The organism is Micromonospora sagamiensis, from assembly GCF_014680085.1.
Classification (GTDB): domain Bacteria; phylum Actinomycetota; class Actinomycetes; order Mycobacteriales; family Micromonosporaceae; genus Micromonospora; species Micromonospora inyonensis.
The window spans coordinates 4,399,797-4,421,985 of sequence record NZ_AP023438.1 but is presented as its reverse complement, the minus strand read 5'-3'; the positions used below and the strand labels follow the sequence as shown (position 1 = coordinate 4,421,985).

At 72.4% G+C, this 22,189-nt stretch carries 21 protein-coding genes; 9 read left to right on the top strand and 12 right to left on the bottom strand.

Annotation, left to right across the window (positions count from 1 at the left end):
- Positions 1-144: 144 nt before the first annotated feature.
- The 3 genes from IGA62_RS19430 to ygiD form a co-directional block, all read right to left on the bottom strand.
- A complete protein-coding gene (locus IGA62_RS19430) occupies positions 145-396 on the bottom strand; it encodes a hypothetical protein (RefSeq protein ID WP_145819438.1) in 252 nt (83 codons plus the stop codon).
- Complete coding sequence (locus IGA62_RS19425) at positions 393-725, bottom strand: DivIVA domain-containing protein (protein WP_232624714.1); 333 nt, start codon at positions 723-725, stop codon at positions 393-395. Before IGA62_RS19425 ends, IGA62_RS19430 begins: the two co-directional genes overlap by 4 nt.
- A 362-nt stretch (positions 726-1,087) precedes the next feature.
- The gene (gene ygiD, locus IGA62_RS19420; RefSeq protein ID WP_232624713.1) at positions 1,088-1,969 is read right to left on the bottom strand and encodes a 4,5-DOPA-extradiol-dioxygenase; all 882 of its coding nucleotides are present in this window, start codon (positions 1,967-1,969) and stop codon (positions 1,088-1,090) included.
- A 404-nt stretch (positions 1,970-2,373) separates the two neighbouring features.
- On the opposite strand from ygiD, the gene IGA62_RS19415 reads away from it, so the two are divergent.
- The 4 genes from IGA62_RS19415 to IGA62_RS19400 all read left to right on the top strand — a co-directional run bounded on the left by IGA62_RS19415 (position 2,374) and on the right by IGA62_RS19400 (position 5,487).
- Positions 2,374-3,255 (top strand): helix-turn-helix domain-containing protein, encoded by an 882-nt coding sequence (locus IGA62_RS19415; protein ID WP_145819439.1) that lies wholly within the window; start codon positions 2,374-2,376, stop codon positions 3,253-3,255.
- On the top strand, positions 3,248-3,442 hold the full coding sequence (locus tag IGA62_RS19410; RefSeq protein ID WP_145819440.1) for a DUF397 domain-containing protein: 195 nt from the start codon (positions 3,248-3,250) through the stop codon (positions 3,440-3,442). Before IGA62_RS19415 ends, IGA62_RS19410 begins: the two co-directional genes overlap by 8 nt.
- A 136-nt stretch (positions 3,443-3,578) precedes the next feature.
- A complete protein-coding gene (locus IGA62_RS19405; RefSeq protein WP_145819441.1) occupies positions 3,579-4,904 on the top strand; it encodes an AAA family ATPase in 1,326 nt (441 codons plus the stop codon).
- A gap of 88 nt (positions 4,905-4,992) precedes the next feature.
- Entirely contained in the window at positions 4,993-5,487 is a 495-nt protein-coding gene (locus IGA62_RS19400) for an RloB family protein (protein WP_186499997.1), read from the top strand.
- Positions 5,488-5,577: 90 nt separating this feature from the next.
- Here the strand turns inward: IGA62_RS19400 and IGA62_RS19395 are convergent, their stop codons facing one another.
- Positions 5,578-5,946, bottom strand: a complete 369-nt coding sequence (locus IGA62_RS19395) for a nucleotide pyrophosphohydrolase (RefSeq protein WP_145819443.1) — start codon at positions 5,944-5,946, stop codon at positions 5,578-5,580.
- A 211-nt stretch (positions 5,947-6,157) separates the two neighbouring features.
- Between IGA62_RS19395 and IGA62_RS19390 the strand changes: the two genes are divergently transcribed.
- Complete coding sequence (locus IGA62_RS19390; RefSeq protein ID WP_186499998.1) at positions 6,158-6,661, top strand: flagellar protein FlhE; 504 nt, start codon at positions 6,158-6,160, stop codon at positions 6,659-6,661.
- A 29-nt stretch (positions 6,662-6,690) separates the two neighbouring features.
- On the opposite strand, the gene IGA62_RS19385 is transcribed toward IGA62_RS19390, so the two are convergent.
- From IGA62_RS19385 to IGA62_RS30215, 5 genes are all read right to left on the bottom strand, one after another.
- Positions 6,691-7,611 (bottom strand): FAD-dependent oxidoreductase, encoded by a 921-nt coding sequence (locus tag IGA62_RS19385; RefSeq protein WP_232624712.1) that lies wholly within the window; start codon positions 7,609-7,611, stop codon positions 6,691-6,693.
- Positions 7,612-7,648: 37 nt separating this feature from the next.
- Positions 7,649-9,310 (bottom strand): SulP family inorganic anion transporter, encoded by a 1,662-nt coding sequence (locus tag IGA62_RS19380; RefSeq protein ID WP_145819445.1) that lies wholly within the window; start codon positions 9,308-9,310, stop codon positions 7,649-7,651.
- Positions 9,307-9,708 (bottom strand): ArsR/SmtB family transcription factor, encoded by a 402-nt coding sequence (locus IGA62_RS19375; RefSeq protein ID WP_232624711.1) that lies wholly within the window; start codon positions 9,706-9,708, stop codon positions 9,307-9,309. The genes IGA62_RS19380 and IGA62_RS19375 overlap by 4 nt, the downstream gene beginning before the upstream one ends.
- Positions 9,709-9,845: 137 nt before the next feature.
- Positions 9,846-12,305, bottom strand: coding sequence for a glycoside hydrolase family 2 protein (locus tag IGA62_RS19370; RefSeq protein ID WP_145819446.1), 2,460 nt, complete (start codon positions 12,303-12,305; stop codon positions 9,846-9,848).
- On the bottom strand, positions 12,302-12,601 hold the full coding sequence (locus IGA62_RS30215) for a hypothetical protein (RefSeq protein ID WP_232624710.1): 300 nt from the start codon (positions 12,599-12,601) through the stop codon (positions 12,302-12,304). The genes IGA62_RS19370 and IGA62_RS30215 overlap by 4 nt, the downstream gene beginning before the upstream one ends.
- Before the next feature lie 257 nt (positions 12,602-12,858).
- Between IGA62_RS30215 and IGA62_RS19360 the strand changes: the two genes are divergently transcribed.
- Positions 12,859-13,878, top strand: a complete 1,020-nt coding sequence (locus IGA62_RS19360; RefSeq protein ID WP_145819447.1) for a LacI family DNA-binding transcriptional regulator — start codon at positions 12,859-12,861, stop codon at positions 13,876-13,878.
- Between the two features lie 61 nt (positions 13,879-13,939).
- Here IGA62_RS19360 and IGA62_RS19355 read toward each other — a convergent pair whose 3' ends face one another.
- The gene (locus tag IGA62_RS19355; RefSeq protein WP_232624709.1) at positions 13,940-16,042 is read right to left on the bottom strand and encodes a putative bifunctional diguanylate cyclase/phosphodiesterase; all 2,103 of its coding nucleotides are present in this window, start codon (positions 16,040-16,042) and stop codon (positions 13,940-13,942) included.
- A 179-nt stretch (positions 16,043-16,221) separates the two neighbouring features.
- Here IGA62_RS19355 and IGA62_RS19350 point away from each other — a divergent pair, with 179 nt between their 5' ends.
- On the top strand, positions 16,222-16,602 hold the full coding sequence (locus IGA62_RS19350; protein WP_091458169.1) for a PH domain-containing protein: 381 nt from the start codon (positions 16,222-16,224) through the stop codon (positions 16,600-16,602).
- A 75-nt stretch (positions 16,603-16,677) separates the two neighbouring features.
- Here IGA62_RS19350 and IGA62_RS19345 read toward each other — a convergent pair whose 3' ends face one another.
- Positions 16,678-17,601, bottom strand: a complete 924-nt coding sequence (locus tag IGA62_RS19345; RefSeq protein ID WP_145819448.1) for a 2-hydroxyacid dehydrogenase — start codon at positions 17,599-17,601, stop codon at positions 16,678-16,680.
- Positions 17,602-17,619: 18 nt separating this feature from the next.
- A complete protein-coding gene (locus IGA62_RS19340) occupies positions 17,620-19,260 on the bottom strand; it encodes a hypothetical protein (protein ID WP_232624708.1) in 1,641 nt (546 codons plus the stop codon).
- A 124-nt stretch (positions 19,261-19,384) separates the two neighbouring features.
- Here IGA62_RS19340 and IGA62_RS19335 point away from each other — a divergent pair, with 124 nt between their 5' ends.
- Both IGA62_RS19335 and IGA62_RS19330 read left to right on the top strand, forming a co-directional pair.
- On the top strand, positions 19,385-20,557 hold the full coding sequence (locus IGA62_RS19335; protein WP_145819449.1) for a PQQ-dependent sugar dehydrogenase: 1,173 nt from the start codon (positions 19,385-19,387) through the stop codon (positions 20,555-20,557).
- An 82-nt stretch (positions 20,558-20,639) separates the two neighbouring features.
- Complete coding sequence (locus IGA62_RS19330; RefSeq protein ID WP_145819450.1) at positions 20,640-22,172, top strand: metallophosphoesterase; 1,533 nt, start codon at positions 20,640-20,642, stop codon at positions 22,170-22,172.
- The last annotated feature ends 17 nt before the right edge of the window (positions 22,173-22,189 follow it).

The window sequence follows — 22,189 nt, the reverse complement described above, 5'->3', positions numbered from 1 at the left end:
CACGCCTCCCTGCGACCACGAGCGAACGTATGTTCGGATCGGGCGGTACGTCAAACGACACGCGGCAGGCCCGCTCCTTGGGTGGTTGCAGGGGGCCGGTGGAGGGGGCCGGGCAGCGGCCGTGAGTCAGGCAGCCCTCCCCGCTCACCGGGGCGTCCGCGCCGCACAGGTTCCGTCGTGGTCGACCTGGCGCACGCAGCGCCGACGGTCGGGCAGCGGCAGGTCGCAGAAGACCCGATGGCGTACGCCCTGCTCGTCCTCGAAGCTGACGGTGACCTCGGCGGCGTCCACCTCGGACAGGAAGCTGACCGAGCGGGCAAGGGTGCCGGTGAACTGCCGCGCGGCGGGCAGGTCGGCGGCGGTGAACGGCAGGTGCGCCACGAACCGTTCGCTCATCGGGCACCGGCCAGCTCACGCCGGGCGACCTCGGTCTGCCACTCCCGCAGGGCCGTCCTGATCCGCTCGGCTTCAGCATGGGTGCGGGCCACCTCGGCGTAGAGGGCGGTCAGATCGTCGGCGACCCGGTCGAGGAACGCCCGCACCTCGGTGGCGTCCACCCCGTGCCGGCCGCGCGGGGTGAAGAGGCGGTCGCGGACCTGCCAGGGCCGCAGCGGTCCGACCGCCCCGCTCCGGTACGCGGTTCCGCGAGGTCTGCCGCCGCCCGGCCGGACCGGCTGGGCTGGGGACTGACGTACGGTGACGATCGCGTGTCGGCCGATCGCCACAGTTCGACGGATAATTGCGCGCACGACGGCAGCACTCCTTTTCCGGGTTCACGGATGACGGGCCTGGACAGCTGCCCGGGCCGGGAGACGGGAGAAGGGCGCGGCAGTCACACCGGGGGAAGACGAGACCACCGCGCCACCGCCATACTGCGACCTCGACCAGCAATAAAGCAACGATTTGCCGCCCCGATTCCTGACTTATTTCTGCCCAACAATCGGGCATTCCAGAGTCGGTGTTCGGGATGTTGCAAATTTGGATTGTGGCGGGACTGGCGGGCAACGATGCGACGTGGGTCAACTCGTGCTGCCGCACGCGCGTCCGCGTCCGAACCCGGACCCCACCTCGGCGGATCAGGGCCCGGTCAGATGTTGGACGCGTCGGGAGGCAGGTCGGCCGGCGGTTGCGGGGAGCCGGCGCCGTCGGGGACGCTCCGGCCGGTGAGTCCGAGCGCGTACGCCGTCATCGACAGCGACCCGTACGCGTAGCCGTCGACGAGGATCTCGGTGGCCGGCGCGTCGGCGGCTCCGGCGAGGCCGGCGAGGTACAGCGCGGGAATGAAGTGGTCGGGGGTGGGCACCGCGAGGCCGTAGTCGCGGTGGGCGTCGAGGGCCACGAACTCGGTCGGGTCGGTGAGCATGCGGCTCTTGGCGTCCTCGTCGAAGCGCTGAGCCCAGTCGTAGCCGGCGTCGGTGAGCGTCCAGTCCATGCCGCGCAGGTTGTGCACCACGTTGCCGCTGGCGACGATGAGCACTCCCCGGTGGCGCAGGGGAGCCAGCTTCGCACCCAGTTCCAGGTGGTAGTCCAGCGGCTTGGCGGCGTTGATGCTGAGCTGGACGACCGGGATGGACGCGTCGGGAAAGGCGTGCACGAGCACGGACCACGTGCCGTGGTCGATGCCCCAACTGTCGACGTCCGCCCCCACCCACGTCGGGTGGACGACATCGCTGACCTCGGTGGCCAACTCCGGCAGCCCGGGTGCGGGGTACTGCACCTCGAACAGCTTTCGGGGGAAGCCGTAGAAGTCGTGGATGGTGCGCGGCCTCGGCATCGCGGTCACGGCGGTGGCGTTGATGTACCAGTGGGCGCTGACCACCAGGATCGCACGGGGTCGCGGCACCGTTTCGCCGAAAGCCTTCCACGCCGCGGTGTAGCGGTTGGCCTCCAGGGCGTTCATCGGGCTGCCGTGGCCGAAGAAGGCCGCCGGCATCAGGACGTCCGAGGTCTTGACCAAGTCTGACGTCATGATCCGAGCCTTCCTCGATGCCGGTGGTGGCTTCGTCGCAGCCTGTCGTCAGGTCGCGAAGGTCGCGGTGATCACGCCGCAGCCAGCATATCCACTGTCGTTGGCGCTCGTGCCGCTTCGACCGACGGGCAGCAGCACCGGGTGGCTGGTCACGGCTCGACAGAGCCAGTTGCCAGGGTGCCCACCGCCCGGTCATCGTGGGGACCGAAAAGGCATCTCTCGTCCAATGCGGCGCGGAGTTCGCGATGGGATTCCCACAACCACCGGGGACGCTCACAAACTCGACCACCCCAAACCGGAATCACGAATAATGCAACGTTCCACCATGCCGATTCTTGACACTACGCGAATTAGCGGATAGGCATTTGAGACGCGAAATCGAAAATCGGATGGAGGCGTGATCGTTGGCCGAAGACATGGGCTCGACGGTGCCGCGACGGCAACTTGGCCGGGCACTGCGCCAGTTACGCACCGAGGCGGGGGTCACCCTGGACGCGGCAGCCGAGGCGTTGGAGTGCAGCCGGCAGAAGGTCTGGCGGATCGAGAGCGGCCTCGGGTCGGTGCGCTCGGTGGACGTTCGCGCGATGTGCCAGCTCTACGACGCGAACCCGGAACTGACCGGTGCGCTGGTCGCCCTGGCGAGCGAGACGAAGGCAAAGGGCTGGTGGCACGCCTACGGTGACGCCATCCCCGACTGGTTCGAGTTGTACGTGGGCCTGGAACAGGCCGCCAGCCGACTGCGTGAGTACGGAGACGCGCTGATGCCCGGCCTGCTTCAGACAAGGGAGTACGCCCGCGCCGTCTACCAACATCGAGCAGAGGTGACCGACGAGGAACGGGACCGCCTGGTTGACGTCCGGCTGCAACGGCAGTCACTGCTCCGTCGTCGGTTGCCTCCTCCGCCCCGGTTCGACGTGGTTCTCTCGGAGGCCGTGTTGCTGAGGACGGTTGGCAACCGCATCATCATGGCGAGCCAGCTCCGACACCTGCTGACGGTTGGGCAGGAACCCCACATATCAATCCGAGTACTGCCCCTCTCTGTCGGCTTGCACCGAGGTGTGGAGGCCGGCGCGTTCGTCATACTGGAGTTTCCGCCGGGAAACCGGACGACACCAGAGCCGCCGGTGGTCTACAGCGAGTCCTGGACCGGCGCGCTCTACCTGGACCGGCCAGAGGAGTTCGCCGCCTACGGGCAGGTCTGGTCGAGCCTCAAAGAACTGGCGCTCGATAGAGGACAATCAGCAGAGTTGATTAACAAGATCGCTGGGGAGGTACATCATGGCTGATTGGACCAAGGCCCGGTGGCGCAAGAGCAGGTACAGCGGCAGCAACGGTGGCAACTGCGTCGAGGTCGCCGACAACCTGCCCGGCCTCGTCGCCGTACGGGACAGCAAGGACCCGGCGGGTCCGGTCCTCACCTTCACCCCCACCGCTTGGAGGGCCTTCATTCGCGCTGCGCAACCCACCCGCTGACACTTCCGCTCCTGGACGCCCCGGCGCCGCTGGGGCATCCGCGCGCTCACACCCCGGCGAGGCTGATGCCTCAGACCCTCTCGCGTGGTTAACTCGCAGGGATCGGCCGGAGGGCCGAGGATCAGAGGGCACAGCCATGTTGTTGAGTTTCCGCTTCGCCAACCACCGGTCGTTCCGCGACGAGCAGCAGCTCAACCTGACGCCGGTCTACCGCAGCGGTGACGAGCCCGAGCAGGCGGTCCGGGTGGCGGGCGTCTTCGGTGCCAACGCCTCCGGCAAGTCCAACTGTCTGCACGCGCTGTTGTTCATGCGGCAGTTCGTGCTCTTTTCCGATCGGGAGGTCGAGCCCGGCCTCGGGATCAAACGCGAACCGTTCCGGCTGACGCCCGACTCGCTGGCAGCTCCGTCTCACTATGTTGTCGACCTGACCCTCAACGGTGTCCGGCACACGTATGGCTACGTTCTGGACGACGAACGAGTTCTTGAGGAATGGCTCTATCACTATCCCAAGAACCGGAGGAGGCGGGTCTTCGAACGTACCGGTGATGCCTACCGCTGGGGCGAGGAGTCCAATCGGGGTATGGCGTCGGAGCGGGTCGCCGAGGTCACGGCACCTGCTGCCCTCTTCCTGAGCACCGTCGCCCGCTTCGGCCATGGGCACGCCGAAGGGGCCGGGGCAGAGCCACTTCATGACGTCTACCGCTGGTTCCGGAACATCCACAGCCGATCTCGGCTCGGCCCTCGGTTGCCGGGCGGAGTTGGCCCGGCCTGGCCTGAAGGTGAGGTGAGTCAACGCACGGTCATCGAACTACTCCGAGCGGCCGACGTCGGAATCGTCGATGTCGTCACGGTCACTACCACGGTGACGGACGAACAGCCGGTCGTGTTGCGGCCGTCGGACCTGGAGACAGGCGACGCTCCTCTGGTCCGAGCCGTACGGAATTCGCCGAGTCACCGGCAGAGACGCCTGAAGTTCGCCCATCGGGGTCCATCCGGCGAGGTGCTGTTCGAGTTGACGGAGGAGTCGACAGGGACTCAGCAACTACTCGGACTCGCCACCGAAGCCGCCACGATCCTGAGCGACGGTGGCACCATGTGCGTGGACGAGATCGACGCAAGCCTGCACCCGTTGCTCACCGCGAAACTCATCGGGCTCTTCCAGAGCACAACATCGAACCCTCACGCCAGTCAGCTCCTCTTCACGAGCCACGACGCCGCCCTCCTCGGCACCATGGACACTGAGGAGATCCTCCGGCGGGACGAGATCTGGTTCACCGAAAAGGATGCCAAGGGCGTGTCGACGCTCTACCCGCTCACAGACTTCAAGCCACGCAAGGAAGGCGAGAACCGGCAACGCCGCTACCTGAACGGCAACTACGGCGCGGTGCCGAATCTGTCGACCTACCTGTTCGAGCAGGCGCTGGTAGCACGAGGACAGGTGAATGGCGAACCGACGGGCTGACCAGCGCAGCACGGGACGCAGGCAACCGGGCACCACCCGGAGGACCGACCTCCGTCGCAGAGCCGGCACCCGGGAACAGCGGCAGACGGTGCTCGTCGTCACCAACGGTGAGTCCACCGAGCGCGCCTACCTGGAGGGGCTCAGGCAGAAGTTGTCGGAGCAGTACCGCCTGGTTGTGGCCGTGGAGAAAGGCTCTCCCGTAGACGCGGTGCGAGGCGCTGCGCGTCGCCGGGACGACAACGACGTCGACCACGCGTACGTCGTCTGCGACGTCGACCAGTACCCGACCGCGGAACCGACGAGTGAGGCCCGGCGGCTCGGGGTGACGCTGCTCTGGTCGAACCCCTGCTTCGAGGTCTGGCTGATCCTGCACCACGCCGATTGCACGAAGTACCTGGAGAACGCCGGGAAAGCGGCCGATCTGCTGCGCGTACACGTCAAGGGATGGAGCAAGACGAGGCTCGAATTCGACGCGTTCCGGGAGGGGATCGAGGCCGCTGTCGATCGCGCCCGAAAGCTCGGTGAGCCTCCTGCCGCCAATCCCTCGACGGCCGTCTGGCGACTGGTCGAAGCCCTACGCTGATCGGCCAGGTCTCACCGAAGACCTCGACGAGGTCTTCGAGGCCGCCTGAGTCACCGCCGCTGCCAACCCTGTCCGCCCGAGGCACCCCCGCTACGCGTCGGGAGCCTTCGCCGCCGAGCCCCGAGCGCGTTCCACCGGATACCGCCGTGCCGAGTCGGCGAGCTTGTCGGTGGCCGCCTCGACCAGGTCGATACCGAGCACGTCGGCCAGCCGGACCAGGTAGATCATCACGTCGCCGATCTCGGCGCGAACCCGGCCACCGGCCTCCGGGTCGGCCATGACCGTCGCCGATTCCTCCGGGGTCAGCCACTGCAACTCGGCGAGCAACTCCCCCACCTCACCGGCCAGCGCCATGGCGAGGTTCTTCGGCGTGTGGAACTGCCCCCAGTCGCGCTCGTCGGCGAACCGCCGCAGCGCCTCGGTGAGACCACCGACCCCGGCATCGCCACCACTCGTCATGGAAAGCGCCCCTAACGCCACTTATCCCGGCCGAGTCCATGGTGACAGCAACCGGCGGAGACGGGGAGGTCGACCACACCGACCTCGGTGAGGAAGCAGCTGGCCTCGATCGCCATCCTGCTGACGGATGACGAGCGATGGATGATCACCCTCTGCAAGAGAAGCAACACACAGGGCTAGGTTGATGGCCTTCCCCGAATGGAGGTCGCCTGTGACCACCGTCCGAAGGCTCGGCATCGTGATCGCCGCCGTGATCGCCGTGCTGCTGCCCACCTCCGCCGCCCACGCCTCCGACGCCGCCTACGTCGTCAACCCGACCGGCCCCGTCCTGTACCAGACGAACTGGTGGTACTCCAGCACCACCGTCAACGCTCCGACCAGCGCGCCCACAGCGTCGTCGATCGACACGATCTACTGGTCGTACTCCATCTCCAACCAGTCGAACGTCATCGCCCAGCTCTGCAACCCGAACGGGCCGGGGCAGCTGCTCTGCCTCGACCTGCCCAACGGCTGGGCCACCGGCAACACCACCGCCTGGGCGGGCCTCTCCGCACAGCGCGGCTGGCTGTTCCGGCTCGCCGTCCTGGACCCGGTGACGAAGATCCTCAGCCCGTACCGGTACGCCGGGCAGCACCAGGTGATCGTGAACTACAGCTACACCACGCCGTCCCCCACTCGCACCCACACCTCGCCCCTCCGGCTCGTCTCACGCTGACCTCCGCCACCCCAGCGCCGAGTCTGCCGTCAGGAGACGCGCCGTAGAACGCCGGCTGCCCCGGTGGTGACGATGTCTGGTCGCGACACCGTCACCACCGGCGACACGTCGCCAGCCCTCAGGCGGGGACGAAGCGGGCCGCGTCGGCGACCACGTAGCCGTCCGTGCCATCGGTGCGGATCAGCACGCTGCTGGCCGTCCCCGCCGCGAACGTGTACGTCCCGAGCGGCATCCACTGTCCGCCCGAGCCGCGCTGGTCGACGGTACGGGTGGTGACGCCGCCGCTGTGCACCACGTCCACCGGCACGTTGCTGGCCCGGTTCGGGTCGGCGGTCCAGCGGAGGCTGACCGTGTAGCTGCCGGGCCGGCAGGAACGGGGTGAAACGCAGCCGGTTGACGCCCTTGCCGGTGTTGCCGTCGTGCTCGTAGTCGACGCCGTAGTACCCGCCGACGTGGCTGCTGCTCACCCAGGTGCCGCCCCGGGTCACCGACGCCGAGGCGTTGTCGACGACGACCTCACCGTCGACGGCCGGGGGCCACTGGAGGTGCTGGCCGTCCTGGCGTAGGCGGGACTGGAGGGCGGCGACGTTCACCTGTTGCACCGCCACACCCGCGTCGAGGGCGAGCTTCGCCGCCGTGGCGGCGGACTGGGCGAGGATCATGAAGACCGGTTCCATCCGGATCGAGCCGTACGCGATGTGGCTGGCCGACAGGCAGACCGGCACGAAGAGGTTGGCGCACTGCGCCTCGGTGGGCACGATCGCGCGGTAGCTGATCGGGTACGGGCCGGGCACCCCGACCTGTACGTCACCCTCGTTCCTGACCGCCCCGTCGACCACGACCCGCTGGCAGTTGTGCGAGTCCATGGTGTAGCTGGCCAGCCCGACCGAGTCGGGGGCCTTCACCGTGCCCCGGCAGTCCCGCTCGGTCATCACGTACGCCGACACCATGCGACGCGCCTCCCGGACGGACCCGCCACCGGGCGGATCAGCGCGTGGCGATGGCCAGGTCGCGGGCGTACCGGATGGCCGTTGGCGTGTCCGGGAAGACCAGGCCCTCCCGGCGCAACTCCTCGGCCACCCCCAGCGTGCTGAGCACCTGGTCGTGACCCGGGGTGATGCCGGAGATCAGCACCACGATCCCCCGCCCGCGCAACCGGCGGATCGCGTCGCCGAGGACGTGCGCGCCGGTGGCGTCGATCGTCGACACCCGGGACATCCGCAGGATGACCACCCGGACGTCGGCGACCTCGGACAGTTGCAGCAGGAAGTTGTGCGCGGCGGCGAAGAACAGCGGGCCGTCCAGCCGGTACGCGACGATGTGCTCGGCGAGCAGTCCCCGCTCCTCCGCGCTGTGGTCGCTCGTGTCCAGCGGCACCTGCTCCAGCCGGGCGCTGCGGGCCACCGCGCGCAGCGCGACGACGATCGCGACGGCGATGCCGACGGCCACGGCGGTGACCAGGTCCCAGATCACGGTGACGGTGAAGGTGAGCACGAGCACCAGCGCGTCACCCCGGGTGGCGCGGGCCAGCGCCCACAGCGAGCCGGCCTCGACCATGCGTACCGTCGTGGCCAGCAGCACGCCGGCCAGCGCGGCGAGCGGGATGCGGCCGACCAGCGGCGCGGCGGCGAGCACGATCGCGGCGAGTGCCACGGCGTGAGTGAGCGCGGCGAGCTTGGACGATGCCCCGGCACGGACGTTGACGGCGGTGCGGGCGATGGCGGCGGTGGCCGGGATGCCGCCGAACACCGGCGCGGCCAGGTTGGCCAACCCCTGCCCGAACAGCTCGCGGTCCGGGTCGTGCCGCTCGCCCACGGTCATCCCGTCGGCGACGGTGGCCGACAGCAGGCTCTCCAGCGCGGCGAGGGCGGCCACCGCGAGCGCGGAGGGCAGCAGGATGCCGACCGCGTCGAGGTCGACGAAGGCCAGCGACGGCGCGGGAACACCCTGCGGCAGCGCGCCGATGCGGACCAGGTCCAGCGGCGTGGTCTCCGCCAGGATGGTCGCGGCGGCCACCCCGACCAGGGAGAACGGCACGCCGGGCCGCCACTTGGCACCGAGCAGCATCAGCGCCGCGACACCGAGGGCCACCGTGAGGGCCGCCGGGTGGGGGTGTACGACGAAGCGGGCTACCGCGTCGCCGGCCACCGCCCAGACCCGCTCGCCGTGCACGTCGGTCACGCCGAGCGCGGCGGGCACCTGTTGCAGTGCGATGACCACGGCGATGCCGGCGGTGAAGCCCTCGATGACGGGAGTGGGCAGGTAGCGGACGTACCGACCGAGGCGGGCGACGGCGAGGGCGATCAGCACCAGCCCGGCCATCGCGCCGACCATCAGCACCCCGGCCGCGCCGAACTGCTGCACCACCGGAACCAGCACCACGGTCATCGCGCCGGTGGGGCCGGACACCTGGAGGTTGGAGCCGCCGAAGACGGCCGCGATCGCGCCGGCGACCACGGCGGTGACCAGCCCGGCCTGGGCGCCCAGCCCGGACGTGACGCCGAAGGCGAGGGCCAGCGGCAGGGCGACGACGGCGACGGTCAGCCCGGCGAGCAGGTCACGGCGGGGCGAGCGGCGGGCCGCGACCCAGTCGACGCGGTGCGGCAGCAGGCTGCGGACGCGGTCGCGGACCACTACGGCGACGCTCACCGACGCCGCCCGGCGGGCTCGCGGCCCTCCGCGCTGTCGCCCTCCCCGCCGATGGCGGGAACGGCCCTGGCCTCGTCGGCGCGCAGCTGGTCGAGCAGGGCGTCCCGGTCGGTGAGGACCGCGCCGAGGATGCGCCGCCCGGCGGCGAGCAGGTCGGCCACGTCGGGGGTGCTCAGCGCGTACATGACCAGGGGGCCGTCGCGGTGCGAGGTGACCATGCCGGCTCGGCGCAGGACGGCGAGTTGCTGCGACAGGTTGGACGCCTCGACCTCGATGGTTGCGAGCAGCTCGCGGACGGGCTTCGGCCCGTCCTGGAGCAGCTCCAGCACCCGAATGCGGACGGGGTGGCCGAGGGTGCGGAACAGCTCCGCCTTGGCCTGGTACAGCGGCACGGACACGAGACTGACCCTCCCGAGCTAGACATGAAGACCTTAACACTTGAGAAAGTCTTCAACTCGTCTGCCCGCGCGTCGGAAAGCGCCGCGACACCACCACCGGTCGAACGCCGCCCGCCCCCTCGCGGGGGCGGGCGGCGTCAGTTCACCGTGCGCAGGACCGGGCGGGTGGTCAGGGCGCGCGGGTCCAGCGGCGCGGGGGCGCGCACCGTGAGCGTGGCCGTCTCCCCCGGCAGAAGGGTGACCAGGGCCTGGTCCACCTCGGCGGAGGGGTCGAGGCGGTCCGCCGCCAGCACCAGGTCGCGCAGGACGGTGCGGGCGGTGACCTGGACGCGTACGCCGCCGTCGGTCGGGGTGACGGTGGCGGCGTAGGTCGCGGCCGGCCAGGGGATGTCCCTGTCCTCGGCGAAGAACCACAGGGCCCGCTCGGCGGTCGCGCCGGCCTCGGCCACCAGCAACTCCCGGGTGGCCTCCTCGGGTCGGGCCAGGTCCGCCGGCAGGGGCAGCGTGACCGCCGCGCCGGCTGGCACGTCCAGGTCGTACGACGTCCTGGCCCGTGGCTCGCCGGTCAGGGTGAGCCGGGTGACGGTGGCCGTGGCCCGCCAGGGCGTACCGCTGTCGTTGACCGCGACCAGGGCCAGCCCGCCCTCGCGGGGCTGGACGGTGAGCAGTCGGTCGGCGTACGCGTGGCGCAGCGCGTACCACAGCGGCTTGCGGCGGCCGTCGCCGTCCACCGCCGACCAGGAGGTGACCGGCCAGCAGTCGTTGAGCTGCCAGAGGATGGTGCCCATGCAGACGCCCCGGTGCGACCGGAAGTGCTCCACCCCGAGCGCGATGGCCCGGGCCTGGTTGACCTGGGTCAGGTAGTGCCACTCGTCGAAGTCGGCCGGGGCGGGCAGGTGGGCGTCCAGCCCGCGCTGGAGCTTCCGGTCGCCATCGATGGCCTTCTGGTGGTGGGCCATGCCGGGTGAGTCCGCCGCGAGCGGGTCGTCGGTCAGGGCCCGGCGCAGCGTCGCGTACGCGGGCGGGGCCTGGTAGCCGAACTCGGCCACGAACCGTGGCACGTACTCGCGGTACTTCGTGTAGTCGTCGGTGTTCCAGACGTCCCAGATATGCATGGTGCCGTGTGCCGGATCGTTCGGGTGGACGTCGTCCGAGCCCGACCACGGGCTACCCGGCCAGTACGGCCGGGTCGGGTCCAACTCGGCAACGACCCGGGGCAGCAGGTCGAGGTAGAAGCCCCGTCCCCAGGTGCGCCCGGCGAGCGGCTCCTGCCAGTCCCAGTCGTACCAGCCCCAGATGTTCTCGTTGTTGCCGGTCCACAGCACCAGGGACGGGTGACCGGCCAGCCGGGTGACCTGCTCGCGCGCCTCGGCCTCGACCTCGGTGGCGAACGGTTCCTCCTCTGGGTATGCCGCGCAGGCGAAGAGGAAGTCCTGCTGGACCAGGAATCCCCGCTCGTCGGCGAGGTCGTAGAAGTCGTCCGACTCGTACCGGCCGCCGCCCCAGACGCGCAGCAGGTTGACGTTGGCGTCGGCGGCCTGGTCGAAGCGGTGCGCCAGCCGGCTCCGGGTGACCCGGTGGGGGAAGACGTCGTCGGGGATCCAGTTGACGCCCCGGACGAAGACCGGCACGTCGTTGACGACCAGGGCGAAGGCGCTGCCGTGCCGGTCCGGGGTGGTGTCGAGGCGGACCGAGCGGAAGCCGATCCGCCGGGTCCAGGTGTCGAGTGCCCGGTCGTCGGGGCCGTGCAGGGTCACCGTCAGGTCGTAGCGGTGCTGGTCGCCGTACCCCCGGGGCCACCACAGCTCGGGGTCGCGGACGGTGAGGTCGAGCACGGCCGTGCGCTCACCCACCGGGACCACCGTCTCGACGGCCGCCCCGGCGACCGTGGCGCGGACGACGAGCGGGACAGCGGCGGCGCGTTCGACCACGACGTGCACCGCGACGGTGCCCACGCCGTCGGCGACGGTCACCACCGGACGGACCTCCGCGAGCCGGGCAACCGACCAGGTGTGCAGGCCGATGTCCTGCCAGATCCCGGCGGTGACCAGGGTCGGCCCCCAGTCCCAGCCGAAGTTGCAGGCCATCTTCCGGATGAAGGGGAACGGCTCGGGGTAGGCGTTCGGCCGGTCACCGAGCCGGTCCCGGTGCGCCTCGGCGTACCGGTACGCGGAGTCGAACCGGACGGCGAGGGTGTTGTCCCGGTCGCGCAGCAGAGAGGCCACGTCGAACCGGTGGCTGCGGTGCATGTTCTCGGTCCGGCCGATCCCGACGCCGTTGAGGGTGAGCGTGGCGACGGTGTCGAGGCCGGCGCAGACCAGGTCGATCCGGTCCGCGTCGCCCGCCGGCCGGTCGAAGGTCGTCTCGTACACCCAGTCGGTCCGGCCGATCCAGCCGACCGCCTTCTCGTTGTCGTCGAGGTAGGGGTCGGGGATCAGCCCGGCGGCGAGCAGGTCGGTGTGCACGCAGCCGGGCACGGTCGCGGGCACCGTCGTCCCGGCGATCCCGGCGGGGACGTGTGGGCCGGGCACCGCCCGCAGGGTCCAACCGTCGTGCAGGGCGTGCCGCGCCGAACCGCCCCCGCGCGCCTCGTTCAAGACTTCACCGCACCTTCCATGATTCCGCGGACGATCTGCCGGCCGCCGACGACCAGCATCACCAGCAGTGGCAGGGTGGCGACCAGGGCACCGGCCAGCACCCGCCGGTACCGGACGTAGTTGCCGCTGGCCAGGTCGGAGAGGGCGACCACGCCGAGATGGTTCGGCACGGTCATGGTGAGGATCACCATCACCATCAACGCGAGGAAGCTGTTGCCGCTGCACGCCGCGACCAGGACCAGGCTGACCACACCCGCCGAGGCCAGCCGAGCCCATCGGGACCAGGACCGTGCCATGTCACCCCTCCGCGGGGGAACGCTCCCGAGATCGAGAGACGTCGACTGAACCGGATAAGTTACGTCACCGTACGAGCCGGTTGCCGGCATGTCAACGGGGCAACTTAACCGGGCAAGTTCAGTCGTCGACGTCTCCGGAGTCGCCGGGGCGGTAGCGTGGGTGCTCCGGGGGCTCCGGCGTCGATCCGGCATGATCAGCCCGAGGGCCTGACGGGAAACCGCCCGTGCGGGCGCCCGGGAAGTGGAGGGACGCGCCGGTGAAGCGGCCGACCATCGCCGACGTCGCCCGACGGGCCGGGGTCTCCAAGGGAGCGGTGTCGTACGCGCTCAACGGGCAGCCCGGCGTCTCCGAGGCCACCCGGCGACGCATCCTCGCCATCGCCGAGGAGATCGGCTTCAGCCCGAGCAGCGCCGCCCGGGCCCTCTCCGGGGCCACCGCCGCGGCGGTCGGGCTGGCCCTGTGCCGTCCGGCCCGGATCCTCGGCATCGAACCGTTCTTCATGGAACTGATCAGCGGCGTCGAGGCCGAGCTCTCCGCCCGGTCGTACGCGCTGACCCTCCAGGTCGTCGCCGACCAGGACGCGGAGATCGCGGTCTACCGGCGCTGGTGGGGGGAACGACGGGTCGACGGGGTGCTCATCTGCGACCTGCGGGTGGACGACCGCCGGGTGCCGGTGCTGGAGGAACTGCGCCTGCCGGCGGTGGTGATCGGCGGCCCGGGACACACCGGCACGCTGCCCAGCGTCTGGTGCGACGACGCCGCCGCGCTGGTCGAGGCGGTGGAGTACCTGGTCGCCCTCGGACACCGGCGGATCGCCCGGGTCGGTGGTCTGCCCGACCTGCTGCACACCCGGACCCGCACCGAGGCGTTCGAGCGGGTCTGCCGGGAACTCGGCCTGGTCGACGCGGTGACCGTCCCCTCCGACTACACCGGGGAGGAGGGCTCCCGGGCGACCCGGCGTCTGCTCAGCTCCCCGGGCCGGCCGACCGCGGTCATCTACGACAACGACGTGATGGCCGTCGCCGGGCTCGCGGTCGCCCAGGAGATGGGACTCGCCGTCCCCGGCGACCTCTCCATCGTGGCGTGGGACGACTCCCCGCTCTGCCGGCTGGTCCACCCGCCGCTGACCGCGCTCGGCCGGGACATCCCCGCCTACGGCGCGCACGCCACCCGGCACCTGCTGGCGGCGATCGCCGGGGAGACGGTCGGCGCGTTCCAGGACGAGACGGCGCACCTGAGCCCGCGCGGCAGCACCGCACCACCCCGGGTGCGGTGAGCGCCCGGTCGACGCGGTGCGGCGGAGTGCCCGCGCGATCCGTCCCGGGGGACCGCCCCGGTCAGGCGAACGCGCCGGGTGACGGGTGCTCCTCCAGGAACGCCTCCACCCGCTCCGCGGTCGCCGGGCGGGAGAGCGCGAAGCCCTGCCCGTACCGGCAGCCGGCCCGGTACGCCCGGTCGACCTGACCGGTCGACTCCAGTTCCTCCACCACGACCTCCAGCCCGAGCCGCCGGGCCAGGTTCGCCACCACGTCGACCAGGGGCTGCTCCGGCTCCCCGCCATCGACCGCGCGCGGATCGACCTTGACCAGGTCGATCGGCAGCTCCCGCAGCCGCCGCAGCGAGGCACGGCCGGCGTGGAAGTCGTCCAGCGCGGTCCGGACGCCGAGGGAGCGCAGCCCGGCCAGCCGGGCCACCACGGTCGGCAGGTCGACGTCGAGCCCGGCCTCGCCGACCTCGACCACCAGCCGGTCGGCCGGCACCCCGTACCGGGCGAGGGTGTCCGCCACCCGGGTGACGAAGTCCGCGGCGGTCAGCTCCTCCGGCGTCACGTTGACCGCCATCCAGAGCAACGGGTGCACCGCCGACCAGGCGGCGAGCTGCCGGCAGGCCCGGTCCAGCACCCACTGCCCCACCTCGCCGAGCAGGCCGAGGTCGGCCGCGACCGGGATCAGCTCGGCCGGAAGCACGGTGCCGAGCAGAGGGCTGCGCCAGCGCAGCAGCGCCTCGGTGCCCACCGGCACCCGGTCGGCCAGCCCGTGCACCGGCTGGTAGACCAGGTCCAGCTCACCCCGGGCCACCGCACCGGCCAGTTCCCGCTCCAGGTCCAGCCGGCGGACCAGCTGCTCCTCGAGGAAGACGTCGTACCACTCGATCCGGTCCCGGCCGAGCTGGCTGGCCCGCCGCCGGGCGAGGTCCGCCTGCCGCAGCACGTCGTCGGTGCTGCCGGCGGCGGTGTCGGCCAGCCCGATGCTCACCTCCAGGCGCACCTGCACGCCGGGCAGCCGGTACGGCTCGGTGAGCGCGTCGAGCAGCCGGAGGGCGAGCCCGTACGCGGGCACCGACCCGCTCTCGACGACCACCGCGAACTGGTCCCCGGCCAGGCGGGCGACCAGGTCGTCCGGACCGGCGGTGGCGCGCAGTCGCCGGGCCGCCTCGACGCGCACCCGGTCGCCCACGGTCGGCCCGCTGCCGTCGTCGACGTCGCAGAGGCCGTGCAGGTCCAGCACGAGCAGCGTGGCGGGTTCCCCCGTCCCGGCCCACCGACCGGTCAGCGCCCGACGCAGCTCCCGCCGGTCGACCAGTCCGGTGCGGTGATCGGTGCCGGCGAGATCCGGCACCGTCTCCGACCCGCGTCGCTCGTCGGCCCCCCGGGCCTCCCGCTGGCGTCGCTCGTCGACGTCCCGGGTCTCCCGCCCACCGAGGCGACGGGTGTCCGCGACGGTCAGCAGCTCGCGGACGACCATCGGCGGGATCACCGCCAGGCCGAGCACGACCTCGGTGCGGTCGAACTCCCCGGCCCGGACGAGGTGGTAGCCGGCGGCCAGGGCCGCGATCGCGGCCGGGGCGGTGATCCGGGGCCAGAGCCGTGCCGGACCGGCGCGGTGCGGCGGGGCCGCGCGGGCCAGTCGGCGGGCACCGGCCACGGTCAGCAGCGCCCCCGCTGCCGTCAGGAGCGCCACCGGCAGCGTCGCCTCCTGCGGGGCCCGGTAGGCGTGGAGCAGCACCAGCCCGGCCAGGCCGAGTTGGCCCGTCACGGCACCCGCCCGCCAGACGACCGCCCCGACCGGGGACGGGCCACCGGTCGGGGCGGTGACCAGGACCGCCGAGATGCCGACGGCGGCGACCAGCAGGGCCGCCCGGACGGGCACCGGCGCGGCCCCGGCGGGCAGCAGCATCCAACTGGCGAAGGCCAGGCCGAGACCGAGGCCGACCGCCTCCGTCGCCTCCCGCAGGCGGACGCCGGCCGGTCGGGGCGCGCGTCCCGGCAGCGGAAGCAGCCCGAGGGTGTGCAGCAGGGCGACGGCGGACAGCCCACCGGCGGCGATCACGGCCCGGCAGGCGGGGGTGCCCAGGCCGGCGACGACGAACAGCAGCACGACCGCGACGACGGCGAGCTCCGGCACCGGTACGGGGGCACGGGGTGGCGGTGCGAGGGACACGTCGGTCACCTCCAGGGGCAGGGTCGGGTGAGGTGGATGTGAAACGGATACACCTCTGCTCCCGAAACGACCCCGACCGCGTGCCGGTTACGCGTCCCCGACCGTGACCCCGGTCACCGTCGTCCGGTGCGGCACCGCCCGACGCCGGGGCGCGTCCCGGGAGGTGGGATCATCGAGGGGTGAGTCGCACCGACACTCTCCGTTTCCGGCACAGCCAGGCCCTCCTGGTCGCGGCGGTGGTCGCCGTCATCGGCGCGCTGCCGATCGCCGACGCCCGGTGGTATTTCCTCCCGGTGCTGCTCGTCCCGCTGGTGATCGCCATCTGGGCGTGGCGGGCCGGCACCGACGCCGACCCCCGGGAGGTCCGGGTCCGCGCACTGTTCGGGCAGCGTCGGCTGCCCTGGGCACGGATCGTCGAGCTGGCCGCCGACCCGAGGGGACGGGCGGTCGCCCGGCTCGACGACGGCGAACGGGTGGCCCTGCCGGCGGTACGCGGTGCCGACCTGCCCCGGCTCGTCGCGGTCACCGGTCAGACCCTCCCGGACCGCGCGGACGACTGACCCGCCGGCCCCGGCCGCCAGCGGGGAACCGACCCGCCACCGACCGTCGAGCCCGGATCCGGTCGCGACTCGGGCTCAGTAGCCGTCGGTGACCACGTTCGCCAGCGGCCGACCCGCCGCCAGCCGGCGCAGCTGCTCGGCCACCAGCCGGTAGGCCCGGGGCAGCAGGCCCCGCACCGAGCCGGCGACGTGCGGGGTGATCAGCACGTTGGGCAGCCCCCAGAGCGGGTGGTCGGCCGGCAGCGGCTCCGGGTCGGTGACGTCGAGGGCGGCGGCGATCCGGCCGGTGGTCAGCTCGGCCACCAGTGCCGGGGTGTGGACGACCGGCCCCCGGGCCGCGTTGACCAGCATGGCCCCGTCGGCCATCGCGGCGAGGAAGGCCGCGTCGACCAGGCCCCGGGTCGCGTCGGTCAACGGCACCAGCAGCACCACCACGTCCGCCTCCGGCAGCAGCGCGGGCAGTTCGTCGACGCCGTGCACGCCCTCGTCGGGACGGGCGGTCCGGGCGACCAGGGTGAAGCTCACCTCGAAGGGCGCCAGCCGGGCCCGGAGCGCCGCGCCGATCGACCCCGCGCCGACGATCAGCACCCGCTTGCCGGCCAGTTCGTCGGTCGGGGCCACGTCACCGTAGGCCCACTCGCGCCGGCCCTGCGACCGGGCGAGGGTGTCGAAGCGGCGCAGCCGGGACAGGATCGCGGTGACCACCCACTCGGCGGTGCCGGAGTCGTGCACGCCCCGGGCGTCGCACAGGGTCACCCCGGCGGGCAGCCGACCGACCCAGGCGTCCGCCCCGGCGCTGAGCAGCTGCACCACCTCCAGGTCGGGCAGGCTGCCGGCCAGCTCGACCACCTTCCCGGTGGAGAGGAACGGCGGCACCCAGAACCGCACCCCGGCCGGGTCGCCGGGGAGCCGGTCCGGGCTCTCGGCCACCTCGACGGTGACGCCGGGCAGCTGGTCGACCAGGGCCCGGCCCTGCTCGTGCGGGATCCATACCTTCACGCCCGCCGACCCTAGCCGTCAGCGCAGCGGCAGGCCCACCGGGGCGGCGGGCAGGTGGATGTCGTACCCGGGCACGGTCGTCCGGGCCACCGGCGTGCCGGAGACGGCCAGCCAGTCGGCGACCGCCCGGCTCAGTGCCGTGCCGGCGGGCAGCACGTACGCCGCCCGGTCGGCCCGGGCCACCCGGGCCGGGTACGCCGGATGGCGGTCCCAGCCGGCGCGCAGGTCGTCCCGGATCACCCCGCAGGCCAGCCGTTCCCGGGTGGCGAAGACGACCGGGTAGCAGGTCCAGTAGTCGGTGTAGAAGTGCCGGATGCCGAGCCGGTCGAGGACGGCGACCAGGTCATGCCGCCGGTCGTCGGCCCGGGTGAGGCCGCCCGCCTCGGTGACCAGCGTCCCGGTGGCCAGCAGCGCGCTCCCGGCCACCGCGGCCAGCCCGGCCCGCCCGAGGCGCCGCAGCCCGGCGGGGAGCCGGCCGGGGTGCGCACGGGCCGCCGACCAGAGCGGCCAGAGCAACGCCGGCAGGGAGACGAGCAGGCAGGACAGGTAGCGGGAGCTTTCCACCGGGGTGGTGCCGGCGGCGGCGCTGCCGGCGTACGCGGCGAGACTCACCGCCGCCGCCCCGACCAGGGCCAGCCGCCCGCCCTGCCGGATCCGCGCCGTCCGGATCGCGTCGTCGCCGGGTGGGGCCGGGCGCAGTCCCCACAGTGCCCGGAGGGCGAGCAGTCCGGCCAGGACCAGCAGCAGCGGGGCGACCGCTCCCCACCAGAGCTGCCAGTCCGCGCACCGGCTCGGCGCGCAGAACCCGGTGCCCATCGGCAGCCCGAACAGCACACCGCCGTGCAGCCGGTCGGCCCAGTCGCCGGGCGTACCGCCGCCGAGCTGTCGGTAGGCGGCGAGCGAGCGGTGTTCCGGCGCGGCGGTGAGGTTGTGCGCCACGATCGGCAGCAGCCCGACGGCGAGCCCGGCGGCCAGCGCGGCGCCACCGCGTCCGGCCAGGTCCCGACCGGCTCCGGCGAGCAGGAGCAGCCCGGCGGCGGCCACGTACGGCAGGACCAGCCAGTCGTCCCAGAGGGTGAGGCCGGCGACCAGGCCGAAGGCGGCGAGGGCCGGCGCGCGGCGGCGTACCGCGCCGAGGCCGAGCAGCACCGCGAGCAGGACGAGCAGCGCTCCGGCCGGGTTCATCTCCGGGTAGCCGCCCCCGGCGATGAGCTGGTTCTTGAGGATCCGGTCGGAGCCGAGCGCGAGCAGGCCGACCACGGCGGTGGCGAACCACGGGTGGTAGAGCCGGCGGGTGAGCTGCCACATCAGGACGAGGAAGAGGGCGTAGAGCACCAGGTTCGGCAGCCGCAGCGCGACCAGGCCCGGACCGGCGAGCGCGAACAGCGGAGCGGCGAGGTACGCCTCCAGCGCCCCCATGTAGTGCTGGCCGTAGAAGAAGAGCGGGAACTCCCGGGCCTGCGCGACGTGCGTGGCGACCAGGCCGGTGACCGCCTCGTCGCTGTTGGTCGGGGGCACACCGGCCAGGAGAGCCACCGCCCGGTAGGCGACGCCGAGCGCCCCGAGCACCAGGGCCGTCCGGCCGGCGGACACCATCCGCCGCCGGTCCGGCACCCCGGCCGGTACGGGGTCCCGCGCCGGCTGGTCGGTGATCACCACGGCTGCCAGTGTCGCAAGATGCACGGTCGCCAGCTGACATATCCGTCTTTGTCAGCGTGTTTCCGGGTGGAGCCCCCGGATCGCGTACCGGAGCCCCGTCCGGTGAGCGGCTAGTCTGGTCCGGGTGAGCGCCCGTCTCCCGTACCCCCGCATCGGCCGCCTGCGCGCGACGGCGGCGGCGTCCTGCGCGGCGCTGCTGATGGTCACCGCCGGGTGCAGTCTCGGCGAACCGGAACCGGACCCGGCCGGCGAGCCGCCGAACCTCCCCACCCCCTCCGCGACCGCCAACGAGCAGGGCGGGCAGGAGGTGGTGGCCACGGTGTTGGCCAAGGGACTGCGCGTCCCGTGGGCCATCGCCTTCCTACCGGACGGCGGGGCCCTGGTCACCGAGCGCGACAACGGACGGATCCTCCAGGTCGGACCGGAGTCCGGGCCGGACGGCCTGAAGGTCACCCCGGTGCAGACCATCGCCGACGTCGAGGCGTCCGGTGAGGGTGGCCTGCTGGGCATCGCCGTCTCCCCCGGCTACGCCACCGACAGGACGGTCTTCGCCTACCACTCCACCGCGCGGGACAACCGGATCGTCAAGTTCACCCTCGGCGGGACACCGACGCCGATCCTCACCGGCATCCCGGTCGCCGGTATCCACAACGGCGGCGGCCTGGCCTTCGGACCGGACGGCTTCCTCTACGCCAGCACCGGCGACGGCGGCGACCGTCCGCTCTCGCAGGACGTCAAGAGCCTCGGCGGCAAGATCCTCCGGATCACCCCGGACGGGAAGCCGGCCCCCGGCAACCCGTACCCGAACTCGCCGGTCTGGTCACTCGGGCACCGCAACGTCCAGGGCATCACCTGGGACGCCGGCAAGCGGATGTACGCCGTGGAGTTCGGGCAGAACACCTGGGACGAGGTCAACCTGGTCACCAAGGGTGGCAACTACGGCTGGCCCCAGGTCGAGGGGAAGGCCGGCGACCGCCGCTACCGCGACCCGCTCGTGCAGTGGCGCACGGCGGACGCGTCCTGCTCCGGCGCGGCGGTGGTGGAGCGCCTGCTGGCCGCCGCCTGCCTGCGCGGGGAACGGCTCTGGCTCGTCGAGCTGACCGACACCGGCACCGTGCTCGGCCAGCCCCGGGAACTGCTCACCGGCCGGTACGGCCGGCTGCGGGCGGTCGCCGCCGCTCCCGACGGCTCGCTCTGGGTGAGCACCTCCAACCACGACGGCCGGGGCGACCCGGAACCGGAGGACGACCGCCTGCTCCGGCTGGTCTTCGCCGGTGGCGGAGCCGGTCGCAGCTGAGCTGGGCAGACGTCGACGAGCCACGGCGGCTCGGCAACCGGGGTTTGCCAAGATCCCCCTTTGGGCAGGTCAGAATCTCATCATGGACGGGCAGGACGAAGACACGCGGCAGCGCCCCGGGGGCGGTCGTCCCCCCGGGCGGAGGTGGGTCGGCACGCTGCGTCGGCTCGGGGTGGGGCTGGCGGTCCTGGCGATCAGCCTGACCGGTGCCCTGCTCGGCGTCCTCGCCGGCGGTCAGGTCGACACCGACATCGGGCCGTTCCGGGCCCGGATGGCGCTCACCCCGAACCTCGACGGGGGCACCACGATCGACATCCCGCCGCTGGGCGCCCTCCTGCTGGACAGCCACGACGGTCCAGCCCACCTCGACGTCGAGCTGGGGGCGCTCGACCAGGGGCGGGTCGAGGCGCTGATCGACGACCCGGCGAGCATCAACCGGGCCAGCCAGTCCGCCGTGGCGGACGTCCGGCACGGCGTGCTCCGCCTCGGCCTGCGTACCGTCGGTGCCGCCGTCGGAGTCACGCTGATCCTGGCCGGGCTGGCCTTCCGGGACACCCGCCGCACGGCCTGGGCCGGTGGGCTGGCACTGGTGGTCACCGCGGGCAGTCTCGGCATCGCCGCGTCCACCCTCCGTCCGCAGTCGATCGAGGAACCCCGGTACGAGGGGCTGCTCGTCAACGCCCCCGCCATCGTCGGTGACGCCCGACGGATCGCCGACGACTACACCAAGTACGCCGAGCAGCTCCAGCGGCTGGTCGGCAACGTCAGCCAGCTCTACACCACCGTCTCGGCGCTTCCGGTGTACGAGCCGGCCCCGAACACCACGCGGGTGCTGCACGTCTCCGACATGCACCTGAACCCGACCGGTTGGCAGCTCATCCGGACCGTGGTGGAGCAGTTCGACATCGACGTGGTGATCGACACCGGCGACATCACCGACTGGGGCAGCGAGCCGGAGGCGAACTACGTCGCCTCGATCGGGCTGCTCAAGAAGCCGTACGTCTACATCCGGGGCAACCACGACTCCGGCCGGACGGCCGCCGCCGTGGCCCGCCAGCCGAACGCGATCGTGCTGGACAACGCGACGACGACGGTCGCCGGGCTGACCATCGCCGGCATCGGCGACCCGCGCTTCACCCCGGACAAGAGCACCGCCCCCGCCGCCGGCGGCCTCGACCGGCCCACCGCCGACCAGGTGATCACCGTGGGCGAGAAGCTGGCCACGACCGTGCGGGAATCACCGACGCCGGTGAACATCGCCCTGGTGCACGACCCGGCCTCGGCCGGGCCGCTCTCCGGCACCTGCCCGCTGGTGCTCTCCGGGCACACCCACGACCGGCAGGTCTCCAAGCTCCCCCCGCAGGAGGGGAAGACGCCCACCCAGCTCATGGTGCAGGGCTCCACCGGCGGGGCCGGGCTGCGCGGGCTGGAGAGCGACGAGCCGACGCCGCTGTCGATGAGCGTGCTCTACTTCGACGAGAACAAGCTGCTCCAGGCGTACGACGACATCACCGTCGGCGGCACCGGCCAGGCGCAGGTCAACCTGGAACGGCGGGTGGTCCGGGACCCGAAGGCCGGCGCGGACGTGCCGGTCACCCCCACCCCGACCCGCTGATCCCGGTCGGCCCCCGC

Excerpts from the sequence above, each read along its gene's own strand:
- IGA62_RS19430 (WP_145819438.1), bottom strand. The coding sequence starts at position 396 with ATGAGCGAACGGTTCGTGGCGCACCTGCCGTTCACCGCCGCCGACCTG.
- ygiD (WP_232624713.1), bottom strand. The coding sequence starts at position 1,969 with ATGACGTCAGACTTGGTCAAGACCTCGGACGTCCTGATGCCGGCGGCC.
- IGA62_RS19410 (WP_145819440.1), top strand. The coding sequence starts at position 3,248 with ATGGCTGATTGGACCAAGGCCCGGTGGCGCAAGAGCAGGTACAGCGGC.
- IGA62_RS19405 (WP_145819441.1), top strand. The coding sequence starts at position 3,579 with ATGTTGTTGAGTTTCCGCTTCGCCAACCACCGGTCGTTCCGCGACGAG.
- IGA62_RS19395 (WP_145819443.1), bottom strand. The coding sequence starts at position 5,946 with ATGACGAGTGGTGGCGATGCCGGGGTCGGTGGTCTCACCGAGGCGCTG.
- IGA62_RS19385 (WP_232624712.1), bottom strand. The coding sequence starts at position 7,611 with ATGGTGTCGGCGTACGTGATGACCGAGCGGGACTGCCGGGGCACGGTG.
- IGA62_RS30215 (WP_232624710.1), bottom strand. The coding sequence starts at position 12,601 with ATGGCACGGTCCTGGTCCCGATGGGCTCGGCTGGCCTCGGCGGGTGTG.
- IGA62_RS19330 (WP_145819450.1), top strand. The coding sequence starts at position 20,640 with ATGGACGGGCAGGACGAAGACACGCGGCAGCGCCCCGGGGGCGGTCGT.